Origin of the sequence: Tychonema sp. LEGE 07196, assembly GCF_963890365.1 — a bacterium.
In the GTDB taxonomy this organism is placed as follows: domain Bacteria; phylum Cyanobacteriota; class Cyanobacteriia; order Cyanobacteriales; family Microcoleaceae; genus Microcoleus.
Window position 1 is genome coordinate 24438 of sequence record NZ_CAWPRX010000210.1, and the last position, 12820, is coordinate 37257.

The window sequence follows — 12820 nt, forward strand, 5'->3', positions numbered from 1 at the left end:
CTCCTTAGTTGTAGTCGTGGTTGTTCAAGTCATCAGAGAGGATAATATTTCCACGTCTTACAAACTCTGCAAAGATTGCGTCGTAGATGGGGTCAAGAATGAAGTCGGGAATCACCCTTAATAACTTACTGAGCATTGTTATTACCCCTTTCGTTTTGTAGGAACTCTTGAATTTTGGGCAACTGTGCAATCTCTCCATCATCGTAATTTTGAATTAGCCACTTCAAGAGGCTTTTTCCGTGGCGTGAATAGCTGCGTGTTGGATGACCGTTTTTTTCACCACACTTTAAAACTGACTTGATAATGTGGCGTATATTTGCACCCGATAAAGCAGCGTCAGACACGGACACAAATAATTGCTCAGGAGCCAGGTTAGGGAACATCTGACCAAACCGTCGGACAGTCCACACGAAGCCGGAAACTTCGCCGGACAGCTTATCTGACAACGGTTCTGGCTGTCCGTTGTCATAGTCGGACACTTCCTCTGGGGAATCCTCTGGGGAATCCTCTGTCGGACTATCGGACGGCTTTTTATCGCCCAAATTAAACTCCAAATCGTAAACTCGCTCCCAGTATTCAGAGTCAAATGGCTGTGGTTTTTGACTGGTTTCAGCAGTCGCTATCCCTGCCTCACACTGGATTAAATACTGTCTAAATTTCTCGATATCAAAAGCCAGTTGTTCGTCTCTTTCTTCTGGCATAAGCTTGATAACAGCCTTCTCAATACGAGGCAACAAACCGACGTTTCCATTCCCCAAAGTCGTAAAGAAAACTGGAATCTGCTTGGCTTCAGATTCAGCCATTAACTCGTTAAGCTGTGCTAAGAGCATTGCCCTTTGAGCGTTATCGGAGACGATGTACTGGTTCTTAATCGACAACTCAACCAGCAGATAATCGCCCTTAGTTTTACCGTCTGCGGTCTTGACCAAAAGCCCCTGGGCTACAATCGCCATGTTTGCCCGCAAGTTTGCATCTCCAACCAATCCAAGCGCTTCAAGGTTTAGCGACTGAGCTAAGACTAGAAGGCAAACATTGTAATCTCGACCGACTGTAATAATGTCGAGCAACATCAATTCAATCTTTGCCCAGAGAGCCTTGTAAGCCTTTCTAAGCGTCAAAACGATGGATGACCAATCCTCTAAAATCAAGCGTAACGGGGGTAGATGTTTGCGGTCATCTTCGGATATGTTTTCGAGTCTGGCTAAGAAAATCTTGTGGAAATTCTCAATTAATTTGTAAGCTTTCGTCGGGTCAATCGAATTAAAAATTGTTAGTTTCCCCGCTTCCCGCAACCCGCAGAAACTGTCGTTTTTCCGTCCAAGAATCCATACCGATGCAGTTTGTCCTTTGCTTCGTGCTTGGCTGTACACAGAATCTAACCACGCACTCAGAGTGTGACTTTTCCCCGCCCCGGTAGACCCTGCAAGAATCATTGACTTGTCGGAATATGCCAAGTCATCTAAGAGTTGTTCTCCGGGGTTTTTGGCTGACTTAATTATTGATACTGAATCAGATTCTACTTTGTCGCTAGGGTTGTTAATACCGTCGAGTGTTTGAGTACCTGTCAACTGGAATGGAGTCTTTTGGTTTCGCAAAAAGGCGATGTATTCTTGCTTCTTCTCATCCGACAATCCCGCAGTTTCTGCATCAAAAATGGCTTCCTCAGCCTCCAGTTGAGCAATCTTAATATCGGCTTCACCCAAAACTTCGCATTGCTTGAGAACCACAGCGCAATCGTTGGCGGTAGCATCCAAATCGCCCTGCACCTGGACTTCCCTAATTGTCACATTGCGGTAATCTTCCAGTAACTCAGCACGAGCAGCCAGTTGCCCTTTTGCTAGGTCGCGTTTCTCTGCAATGACCTCATAGTTTGCAAGCTGTCGCTCGGAGTTTTGCAAGCTTCTTAAACCCATTCCCGCGACACCAAAGCTACCAGCAGCAAGTGCCATCCACAGTGCTTTATTTGGATTTGTGGCGGGTATTGTGTCCTTAAAAACCACTTCACGGGGGATGCCGTTTGCCTTCCACTGTTGTGCGTGGTACTCGGTCATGATGTAGGGTTTGCCTGCCTTGTCAGCACATTGCAAGGCTTGTTTGTTGTTACGGATGCAGAGTCGCACCCTATTGCTGGCTGTTCCCTGGATTGCGTTTATTCCGCTATATATTCCCAGTAAAAGCGCCAAAGCAACTGCCGACAACTTGCCAGCAATCGGGAGTCTTTCAAAGGTCAGAAGTAACGCACGATTAGATTTCAAGAGTTGAGCGTGTTTTTCGGTTAATGGTGTCATTACTTGCTCCCTCCTTTGGCTCTGAAGATGAAGCAAAAAACGATGATGGCAAGAGCAATTGACGGCAAGTAATCAAAGTTATTAGAAGCAGGTTTTTTTACTGTTTGAATTTCTTTAATGCCTGTCTCTAGGCGTATTTTTGCCTCGCTTACTTGCTGCAATTCAGTAGCTGGTTCAGCGAGGCTAGCAATCATGCCAAGCGTCACGCCACCGCCAACAATTGCAGTAGGCAAGCGATGCTTAGACTGCCCGGTAATCTTGGCTGCTAAATAAATTTGATAGATGCCAATTGCAACCATTGACCCGCCCGCGGCTTGCATGGCATGGAACATAAAAACCACTGCTGAACCAAGCGCTGTGGGTGCGATGACTTCACAGAAATTAGCAGCGTCCCGGTAGTGGCGCTCAGCGTTGGTTTCTTCCGGCTGCGGTTGGTCAATTGTTGGTGCTGGTGCTGTAGCTTGATATTGCTGCTGCTGCTGTTGTTGCTGTTGAATTCCCCCTCCCGAAAAGGAAAGGGGACTGGCCCCGATGAATTCGTGCATAAGTCCCCTCTTGCTTAACGGTTGTTGAAGTTCATTACGTTCGCAAACCAGCCCCCAAACCCTCTAGCTGTACCAGTTGCCGAAACGCTGTTGGAGAGGCTGGCTGATCCAATGACAACTGGTACTTTTTCCTGAATCCCTTTGTCCGAGCCGACTGTTGCGCGACTGAGCAGCTTCTGTCGCCTTTCCCTAAGAGACTCTTGAATTGTTTGCCTTTTCTCTGCAACTTCGCCCCGATTTGCGATGGCCTCCATCTTGTTCTCGTGTCGCCACAGCTCGGCCTGTAAGTCGCCTGTGAGCTCGGAAGCAATCTCGGCTAGTCCGTGCTGACGCTTGGTTTCAATCTTGAGCATTGCTGCACGGTCTTTGGCATCTAATTGCTCCATCTCCGAGCCGAATTCCGCATTGAGCTTGCGGATTTTAGCGATGGCATTCCCGACTTTGGAGCCGAATTTCTTCCGAATTTCCGTCCAAGTAACCTGTCCATCAGCGATTTTTCCCAGCGCTTCCAGATAGGTTTCCGCATTATCCAAAAACGGCTCCAAAACTAAGGCAAGCTGTTCGGCGTTGGCTGCTTTATCTGCCATCGCTTCAAGCTTCGTAACATCGCTCAAGTATGAAAGAATGTCAGCCTCTGTGTCGGCCCAATCTCCCGCTTTTTCGTCAATGTATGGGCTGTGTCCTGCTGCGGGATTGCGTATTGCTATGCTGCTGGTGTCGTTGCGTCCAAAATCCATGCAATAATCTCCTATTAGGGTTAATACGGTGAAACCTGAATCCCCCAGCGCAAGCTAGGGGAGGCTTGCAAGCCAGTCGATTACTTGTCAAGGTGGGTCGGCTGGCTTGAATTAAAGTTGTTGCTGTTGTTGTTAATCGTGACGTTTCCATGAATAATTGTCGGTTCCGGAACTCGTTTTGCTCCAGACTGATAGCCTGTGTCGTAGCCGACCGCAAAGACAAGAGCGTTGGTCAATAACGCACCGCCAACCATTATCTTTGTCACGTTTTTGTCGAAGTCTTTGTCATCATCAAGCATTGCCTAAACCTCCTCAGATTTCACGTCAATTGCATCGCCATTTTTAGATAAGTCCTGGCGTGTTGGTGTTGGCTTATGGTTGATAACTGTGCCAGCGATAAAATCACCCTCGATTTTCTCAACGTAATTTCCGCCGTTAGTATTGATAACCCGTTTTCCCGGTTTTCCGTCCTCAAACACCACGCCATTGATGATTCGTACCATTTTTAATCCCTCAAACTACTAATTTGACCAACTACTGCAATCGCTACAGCATCCGCTACACCTTCATCTCGTAACTGTAATGCAGCAGCCTGTATAGCTTCCTGTGGGCGGTTTCCCACAACATTAAAGGTTCTCGTTGTGTTACACTCGCGGCTGACTTTCACTTTGAAATAAGCCATTATTCCGCCCCTCCTAATTGCATCGCCCGCAACTGTGCCAGGACTTCGTTTTGTGCCTTTTGTTCGGCCTGAAAGATTGCCAAGCCTTGTGCTGCGCCCCGGTTCTGTGCTGCGTTGATTCTGGCTTTGTTTAAGTCAGAATCACGTTTTTGTGCCGCTTCATTCTCTGAGGCAATTTGAGCCAGAACTTGCATAACCGACTGATTCAAGGATGCCGAGGTAGTTGCAGCATTTTGACCAAGTTGAGTGATGCGTTGATCCAATGCTGGGGTGTATTCGTTGATTGTCAATGCTCCGGCTGGGGTCGCAGAAGGTGCGGTCGGTGTGGCTTCTACCAGCTTGCGGAGTTCGCTGAGTTTCCCAGCATTCAGTAGTTTGCAAGCTTTCAGGGCAAGCTCAGAGTATTGAGTAGCCCGCGCACCCCCACGCCGTAAGGCTTTAAGCTCAATGCCGTAGATATCTTGTAGCTTGGCAATCGCCTTCTGCAACCCAGACTTATTCAAATTAAGGATGCGCTGCACTTGCGCCGCTGAGTACCAACGTTCAATCGATTCTCTGAGAGAGGAATCGATTTCTGTAACCTCTACGTCAATCACAGCCTGGTTTTTAAGTTCCATAGTTTCGCCTGCTTTGGGAGAATCAATTCAGAATCGATTTGGAATCGATTCGCTATGTGTGCTATTTTAATCTAGAAGTTGCAACTCTGTCAAGTTACCATAAAAACGAAGTTGCGACCAAGATACCGCTACAAACCTTGTGAAATAATGGAGAGAAGTTACGAAAAATATATTTAGTCACTATGCCCGCAAAAAAAGCAGATTCAGGTTACGCCGCACTTAGGGGACATATACCCAAAGACTTATACAAGCGATTTAGGATACATTGCCTTGAGCGCGACGTAGACAACAGCCAGGGGCTAGAAGATTTGCTGCGTGAATATTTCGAGTTAAAAGAAAACAAAGCTGACAACACCGAAACTGTACCCACGCCCACTCGCACATCCACAAAAACCGATTGCCCCACAGAACCGCAGCCAGCGGAGCCAACCGCAACAAAGCCAGCAGCAGCGAAAGCCAAACGGGGCAAGGGAAGTAAAGAAGCTAGCTAATGTCTAGTGCGTATCTAGTAATGGAGAAAATTTTGTGAGTGAACCAGTTAAAGCAACCCGCGCCACTATTCAATTAAGCGATACCTTGTCGATCGACGGATACATGATGCCAGATGGAGAATTTCGGGCCGGGATAGCTGGCGCGTCAGTGCTGCTCGGTCACGGAAAAGATTGGTTTAACAGGTTGGCGTCGAGAGCTCCTGATAAACTCAAAGCTTTACAGGCAGGAGGTTTTACAGGTCGGCTTCAACCAGTCACGATTCCCCGAGAAGCGGGAACCAGGGGTGCGTCGCGGGCCCAAACAATCAGCCTCAAAGATCTCACAGCCCTAATCACTGTCGAGGCTGATTCTAAGAACAAACGAGCGATCGCACTACAAGCGGCGTTCACACTTGAAGGCTTAGACGGGCGGTTCCGGGAAGCTTTCGGAGTACCGCAGCGCACACCTGATGAACGCCGACGGTTTTTTGGCATGACCTATGAGGAATTCTTGGAAGCTCTTGCGGAAAACCGAGCCGAACTAGATACGCTGCGATTGCCGGGGGACGACTTGTACTACCCAGAGGGCGATGAGGAGTCTGGTTGAATTGCTCTCAAGATTCTTCCCAACCGATCGCCTCACCGACCCGCAGCCAACAGCAGCGACAGCCAACAGCAGCGACAGCCAACAGCAGCGACAGCCAAGCGGGGTAAGGCAAGTAAAGATGCTAGTTGATGTCTAGTAAAGTCTAGTAAAAGTCTAGCAGCGCTCGTGCTTGGTAAATTCCAAATATGGGGGAAATAAAAAAACCAATTAATGTCTAGCGACTATCTAGCAAATGTCAAGCATTGGAAACAGACAACCATGATCCAAACCCAAACCAAAACAGTCACATTTGATGAGTTTGTTGCCTGGTATCCAGAGAACTCTGTCCGCCACTACGAACTACACAACGGAGTTATTGTCGAAATGCCTAATCCTACAGGAGATCATTCAGACGTTACAAGCTTTATCACCATCAAAGTAGCAGGTGAAATTGAACGTCGCGAATTACCTTACTCCATCCCTGGTCATTGCCTACTTAAACCCGTCCGCGATCGGGCAGGTTATCAGCCAGACGTAATAGTCCTAGACCGAACTGCGGTCATCAACGAGCCACACTGGAAAAAGGAATCTGTTATCACGATGGGCTCTTCGGTACGACTGGCTGTAGAGGTCGTCAGCACGAACTGGCGGGACGATTACCATCTCAAATTCGCTGACTATGAAGAGATGGGCATTCCCGAATATTGGATTGTGGACTATCTCGGTTTGGGTGGTCGCAAGTTCATCGGCACTCCCAAACAACCCACTCTCTCGGTTTGCCGCTTGGTTGATGGAGAGTACCAGGTCACACAGCTTAGGAACGATGACACAGTTGAGTCGCTGGCTTTCCCAGAGTTGAGGTTGACGGCTGAACAGATTTTTCGCGCTGGCTTGCCACCAACCGAACCGAGCTAGAGAGACTGGGGCGATCGCGAAGAGGTGATGAGTCTGGTTGAGTTGCTATCAAGGTTCTCCCCGGCGATCGCATGCAGAGAGTTGGGGCGGTGCGGACGAGCGGCTGATTTCAATAGTTCGTTTACGGTTATTTGTGGGATAAAAAAACGCTGTATGTAGAGTTCTAAACACACTAAAACACCGATGCCTATTGGTTTTCTCGATCCAATTCTGTGGTATTTTTTGTGGCTTATAAGGCTGCAAAAATACACATTATATCTGAAAAAAGCAATAGGCGATCGGCTGATTGTATATATCCCGCACATCTACGCTACCAACTAACTTTTTAGGCAAGGGCGGGGAAGGCTCACCGATCGACACAGTAAGGATGCTGGGGATTTATGTCTCGAAATTGCCAATATCGCAGATTTACGCCAATTTGCCCAAAATTAGAGCAATAAATTGACGCAACAATGAAATATGCGGTAAATTATTGGTAGTGAAGCGAGGGAGAAAAAATGTAACAGCACAAGTGGGAGCGGAATGTAAAAAGTGTAACCATGTATCTCACTCCCGGCAGAATATCAATTGATAAATAGCCAAGCTGAAATACTTGATTTATCGGCTTCCAAATTCACTAAGCAAGCGCTCAAGACTTACATAAAGCACTTAGAAAAGCATCTCCAAGATGCGGATTCTATCGTAGCGTAAGGCTTGCAGGCATTATTCCCACTCGTTTTCAGAAAAAAAAATCGCTGCACCTGTTGAGAGGCCCAGCAAAAACAAAAATTATTAATTTCAATATACCGTAGTCTATCTACTGTTGTCAGCAATTTGTCTACAAAATTTGTCTGCAAGTGGCAAATAAGTGGCAAACAGACAGTGAACAGTTTGCGGCCTCTCTGAAATATAGGTGTAGCGGGTCAACCTTCCTAGGGATAACCCGGCTATGGACACCATTGTACCAAATCCAGACAAATTTAGTCAAGATTCATTCCCTGATTCGGCAAGTTTAGATAACTTTGACCAAGATTATGCAGATAAGCTTGTCTACAACGATGTAGTAGTCAAGTCAGGCGTTGACCCGGACATCTGTCGCTTAAACTTCCCCACTGCGATCGGAGAAGATTTTTATGATGGCCTTTACCGCGACACCGACAAGACAACCAACAGCGGTGGCGGTATAGAAGCGGCCCGGAACCTTGCCCGGTGCATGGGGGATGCAGGATACCACCTCGGAAATACCTTTTACCTACCATCGGATTTAGTCGGAGACACCAAAGCAGCCAAATTTGGCATTATCAAGGCTAAGGGAATTTATAGGCCCGCCGGGATGCCCGCGATCGGGTTCAGGACAACCAATGGTCGCTACAGACAACTAGCCGGTGCACCGATCGCACTCAACATCAAGAAAGAAAGCAAAGGATTCGGCGAAGCTACCGCCCAGAAGGTAGAAGCGCGGCGCTACCATCAGCCGATCGGCAAACCGCTAGAAATATTTTTCCCCCGCGTAACAGTCGCGATTGGGGAATTGGTAATGGCTAAGGCTGGCTTACCTATGCCAGAATTTCCCGTGATTGGACTAGACGGGGAATGGCTTGGCTTTTGGGATTTGGTACGTGAGAGCGGTTGCCCGATCGTCATCACCGAAGGGGAAAAGAAGGCACTGGCGCTGATTTCTCGCGGGTATGCGGCGATCGGATTACCCGGCATCAATACGGGCTACAGAGTCACGGAGCGCGGCGAAACGATAACCAATCCCGACGGTACAGAATATCAGCGGGCAATTGCACGGGGACTGCACGAGGCGCTGAAGCCCTTCGACACAGCCGATCGCGAGATAACAATCATTTTTGATTACCGCGCGGGGGATTATTCCCAGAGTAAGGAATTTAAGGCGGCCTGTACCACGGCAAAATTATTCAAAAATGCGAGCGGCAAAATTGCACAGTTGCCGGGCCCTGATAAAGGGATTGACGATTTTGCGGTTGCTGGCGGCGATGTTGACGCGGTAATTTCGGCGGCCCAAGACATCAAGAAACTGCAAGCCGAAAATCTATGGCGGAGTTACCGGGGATTTTCCCCGCACATAAAATCGAATACCCGCTACTTTGACGCACCCGCGCCAGAATCCGGCACAGTCACAGCAGTCAAGTCAGGACTGGGTACGGGGAAAACTGAATGGCTTAAAGATAAAATTGCCAGCGAGACGAGCGGGGCTCAAATAAATCTCACGCACCGCAACAGCTTAGGCTTGCAGCTTGCGGAAAAATTGGGGAGCAACCACCTCGACGCGCACGATGGCTACAAACTTTTTCTAGATCCGAATGCACGGCTAACTCTGTGCATTGATTCCTTATTAAAGATTCCCGCCGAACGCTTAGAGGGCTGCACCCTGATTATTGACGAGTCGGCATCTGTTGTTAAACATCTTCTGTGCTCGCGCACCCTCTTCAAGAATAGATCGGAAATCTTGGAGCGCTTCGAGCTTGCCTGTAAGGTTGCCGATCGCATCGTACTCACCGACGGGAATCAAGCCGACTGGGTAGTCAACTACATTGCGTCGCTGACCGGCAATAAAGCCGTGCTGAAAATTGAAAACCAGTTCAAGGGAGGTACTCCCCCAGTAACTTTTCTCATCCCCCCATTGGGCCCGGACATTCACGGGAATATGGTTCGGCAAAATCACAAATTTTTTGAGAGGTATTCTCAACAGATTTTAAATTCTGGCTGCCCTGCCGTAGCTACAGACTCCTTGCAAGAGGCAGAAGCGCTGGCAAAAAGGCTGACTGAGGAACTCGGTGATGGCATTCTGCTAACCAGCAAAACAGTGACTGAGGATTGGGCTAAGGAATTACTCAAAGATCCCGATGCTTATTTTGAGGCCCAGCAGCCTGCATGGCTAATCTTTACCCCCACAGCAGAGTCGGGGGTGGACATCTCGATCCGGCGTTATTTTAGTGATGTTTTTTGCTGGTTTGTGGGTGTTCTAGGCATTGATGAATGTATGCAGATGTCGAGGCGGGTACGGCATCCGATCGGACAAATCTACATCTACTGTGCCGAGCGGGGATTTCCAGCCAATAACGACAGTGGCGCGACTTACTACAAGCAAATTGCCGAAAATGTTGCCGCGCGGGTATCAGCCGAAGCCGTCACCCTGACTGATGCAGCACTCACCGAAGCCACAAAAGCCGAGATTGAGCGGCAGGCAAAATCACCGCACTTTCTTACTTACTGCAAGATTCAGGCTAAAGAAAATCTTGAGCGACGCGACTTGCGGGGATATCTTTTCAAAGCTTTCGCTGCTGCCGGGTACGGGCCAGAAATTCAAGATGGGGAAATTCAAGGGGGCGAGCTGCAAAAACTCGCTAAGGGAGAATGCCGTGACCTTGCCTGCCAGCAAATTTTTCAAGCCGAAGATATCACATTTAAGGAAGCCGAAGAAATTGAGCGGAAGCATTCTGCCAATTGGCTCGATCGATGCAAAGCTTTGAAACTCCGAATACTGGATCGGTTTCCGGGCCTGAAAGACTCCGAACTCTGGACTTGGGAATTTGTACGGCGCTTGCTTTACGAAAAGCGGACGCTACGCAGCCAACTTGAAGCGGCTTGGCTATTTGAGAATCAAGAGGATGCCGAATACTTGCAGCGGCGTAAATGGCGCGAGCCCTGCCAAACTTTCTTGCCAGATGTCTCCGATCGCTGGTTGAAGCTGCGGGCAATGAAAGGGCTGGGGCTGGAAAAATTTTTGGAGAAGGGCACGGCCTGGACAGCGAACTCACCCGAAGTGCAGGAAATTATCAAGCGCTGCAAGAAAAAGGCGATCGCGAATATTTTGGGCTACCCTACCCCTAAATATGAGATGCGCTTCATAAATAAGCTGCTGGCAATCATCGGCATCAAGCTCGTAGCACAGCAAATTCGCACGGGAGACAAGCGGGAGTGGGCTTATTTCTATTCCCCTACAGCAGTATTCAAAATGACCGACAAAGGCTGCAAACGCATCTGTTCGCTTCCTGAGAATTGGGAAGAATTGAGTGCTTTTACAACCTCTAAAATGGCTCAAAAAGTAGCTGCTCTAAAAGAGGCTGAGATGCTTGCTAGTAAAGAGTTTAAGGTTGTCACAGATCCCCCTATAAATGTAATAAAAAAAGGGGTATCTGTGACAGCACTAGAAACTACCCCAGAACAGTCGGAAACACCCCCGGAACCCATAGGGAGGAAGGCATGGGTGCAGCGCTGGGGAGGATGGGTAAGGGGTAGCTTCCTCGCTACGACAGACGGTGCTCAGTATTGGATGCTGATAGAGCAAGTAGGGGGCTGGATCGAGACGCTGGCATGGCCGGAGAACATCCGCTGGGAGGAAGCATAATGCTAGAAACCACCGCACAACTTGACCCCGCCGCCCACGCCGAATGCTTGGGATTCATCCGCTATGCCATTGCCACTGCCGATCGCCAAACAGCCCGCGACATCGCAGCAATTGTAAAGGAAGTTTACGAAAACGGCCACGCCGATCGAGCCGCCATCTGGCGCGACCTCTTGCAAGCTGAACAAAACCAATTCCGAGAACTGCTAGGCCCGCCGCCCCTTGCCTGCGACTTTGCCCGCCGCATCCGAGAAGCGCTTGGGTACAATTCCCCGGCAGTTGCTGGTGCGATTCAAACTGATTTAGAGAGAGTGATCGACCGTGGCGAATTGGTGGCGGCGGATGTGGCGGCGGTTGTGGACGATCGCAATTTCCTAGATTTTCAGGAGTTGGTCACACGTTGCCCAAAATACTTTGCCAAACTCCCCGCACCGCAGATCGAAGCCGCCACCAAAAAAAATAGCTAATTTTTGTGTGCCAAAAAGTCAGGCAAGTGCAGTATAAGTTCAGTCGGAAAGCTGTACAAAATCAGTGAGATTACAGGCATTTGCAGGGGCTGCACTTTACCTATATTTACACGAAAATATCCAGCAAACGGCTACAAATGCCTGAATTTGTCGGTCAAACGGCTGCCTTTTTGTGCTGTTCGTGTCTTGACCTGTTGAGGCTAGTTATGGCTGTTCTCAACAGGTAGCAAGCAATGGTTTTGCGATCGCAAACCTGACTTTTACGTGCAGACAAAAAATATCCACCCCCTATGAATATTCAACAGACTGCTTACCCGACTTTCAAACTCGCTCGGACAACAACTGTTTAACCGATTGCTTCATCGCGAGTCCGACAACAGCAATTTATGCAACTGTCAAGGCTGACATAACGACTGCTGCACTACCGACTTTCTAGCACTTCGGAAATTTGATTTTTAATTCAACTTACCATACCGAAACTTGACTATTAAATCAATTCAAGTTTTGTTAAAAACGCTAAAAAATAGCTAATTTTTGTGTGCCCAAAAGTCAGGCAAGTGCCGTATAAAGTCGGGCAAGTGCTGTACAAAGTTAGTGAGAATGCAGGCATTTGCAGGGGATGCACTTTACCTGCAAATGCCTGTAAATATCCTGCTTTCCGCCTGACTTTATACTGCAAACACCTGATTTTTTGTGCTATTCGTGTCTTTGCTTGTCGAGTTCGGTTATGGCTGGTTATGGCTGTTTTTGATAGGTAGCAAGCAATGTTTTTGTCCGTACAAACCTGACTTTTACGTGCAGACATAAAAATATCCACCCCCTATCAATATTGAGCATATTGCTTACCCGACTTTCAAACTCGCTCAGACAACAACTGTTTAGCCGATTGCTTCATCGCGAGTCCGACAACAGCAATTTATGCAACTGCCAAGGCTGACATAACGGCTGCTGTGTTGCCACTTTTCTCACACTTGCTTAACTTGATTCTTAATTCAACTTACCATACTGTAACTTGATTATTAAATCAATCCAGTCTTTGTTAAAAACGCTAAAAAATAGCTAATTTTTGTGTGCCCAAAAGTCAGGCAAGTGCCGTATAAAGTCGGGCAAGTGCTGTACAAAGTTAGTGAAAATGCAGGCATTTGCAGGGGATGCACTTTAC

The 12820-nt window shown here is 48.1% G+C and carries 14 protein-coding genes; 6 read left to right on the plus strand and 8 right to left on the minus strand.

All coding sequences use genetic code 11. The annotated features are described in order from the left end of the window. Positions 1–4 precede the first annotated feature (4 nt). From AACV78_RS26325 to AACV78_RS26360, 8 genes are all read right to left on the minus strand, one after another. Positions 5–136 carry a hypothetical protein gene (locus tag AACV78_RS26325; RefSeq protein ID WP_255512990.1) on the minus strand — a complete coding sequence of 44 codons (132 nt, stop codon included), beginning with the start codon at positions 134–136 and terminating at the stop codon, positions 5–7. Further along, on the minus strand, positions 126–2288 hold the full coding sequence (locus tag AACV78_RS26330; RefSeq protein WP_194011280.1) for a P-loop NTPase family protein: 2163 nt from the start codon (positions 2286–2288) through the stop codon (positions 126–128). Before AACV78_RS26330 ends, AACV78_RS26325 begins: the two co-directional genes overlap by 11 nt. Next, positions 2288–2833 carry a hypothetical protein gene (locus AACV78_RS26335; protein WP_194011281.1) on the minus strand — a complete coding sequence of 182 codons (546 nt, stop codon included), beginning with the start codon at positions 2831–2833 and terminating at the stop codon, positions 2288–2290. Before AACV78_RS26335 ends, AACV78_RS26330 begins: the two co-directional genes overlap by 1 nt. Positions 2834–2847: 14 nt before the next feature. Next, a complete protein-coding gene (locus AACV78_RS26340) occupies positions 2848–3570 on the minus strand; it encodes a hypothetical protein (protein ID WP_194011282.1) in 723 nt (240 codons plus the stop codon). An 80-nt stretch (positions 3571–3650) separates the two neighbouring features. After that, entirely contained in the window at positions 3651–3869 is a 219-nt protein-coding gene (locus AACV78_RS26345; protein ID WP_194011283.1) for a hypothetical protein, read from the minus strand. Positions 3870–3872: 3 nt separating this feature from the next. Next, positions 3873–4073: a hypothetical protein gene (locus AACV78_RS26350; protein ID WP_194011284.1), complete on the minus strand. Its 201-nt coding sequence runs from the start codon at positions 4071–4073 to the stop codon at positions 3873–3875. A gap of 2 nt (positions 4074–4075) precedes the next feature. Further along, positions 4076–4252: a hypothetical protein gene (locus AACV78_RS26355; RefSeq protein WP_194011285.1), complete on the minus strand. Its 177-nt coding sequence runs from the start codon at positions 4250–4252 to the stop codon at positions 4076–4078. After that, positions 4252–4869, minus strand: a complete 618-nt coding sequence (locus AACV78_RS26360; RefSeq protein ID WP_194011286.1) for a hypothetical protein — start codon at positions 4867–4869, stop codon at positions 4252–4254. Before AACV78_RS26360 ends, AACV78_RS26355 begins: the two co-directional genes overlap by 1 nt. 182 nt (positions 4870–5051) lie before the next feature. Here AACV78_RS26360 and AACV78_RS26365 point away from each other — a divergent pair, with 182 nt between their 5' ends. The 6 genes from AACV78_RS26365 to AACV78_RS26390 all read left to right on the plus strand — a co-directional run bounded on the left by AACV78_RS26365 (position 5052) and on the right by AACV78_RS26390 (position 11658). After that, entirely contained in the window at positions 5052–5360 is a 309-nt protein-coding gene (locus AACV78_RS26365) for a hypothetical protein (RefSeq protein ID WP_194011287.1), read from the plus strand. Between the two features lie 34 nt (positions 5361–5394). Next, positions 5395–5946 (plus strand): hypothetical protein, encoded by a 552-nt coding sequence (locus AACV78_RS26370; protein WP_194011288.1) that lies wholly within the window; start codon positions 5395–5397, stop codon positions 5944–5946. Further along, entirely contained in the window at positions 5930–6082 is a 153-nt protein-coding gene (locus AACV78_RS26375) for a hypothetical protein (protein WP_194074358.1), read from the plus strand. The genes AACV78_RS26370 and AACV78_RS26375 overlap by 17 nt, the downstream gene beginning before the upstream one ends. Positions 6083–6204: 122 nt before the next feature. Continuing rightward, complete coding sequence (locus AACV78_RS26380; protein WP_194011291.1) at positions 6205–6840, plus strand: Uma2 family endonuclease; 636 nt, start codon at positions 6205–6207, stop codon at positions 6838–6840. Between the two features lie 928 nt (positions 6841–7768). Continuing rightward, entirely contained in the window at positions 7769–11194 is a 3426-nt protein-coding gene (locus AACV78_RS26385; protein WP_194011289.1) for a plasmid replication protein, CyRepA1 family, read from the plus strand. Continuing rightward, entirely contained in the window at positions 11194–11658 is a 465-nt protein-coding gene (locus tag AACV78_RS26390) for a hypothetical protein (protein ID WP_194011290.1), read from the plus strand. Before AACV78_RS26385 ends, AACV78_RS26390 begins: the two co-directional genes overlap by 1 nt. Positions 11659–12820 lie beyond the last annotated feature (1162 nt).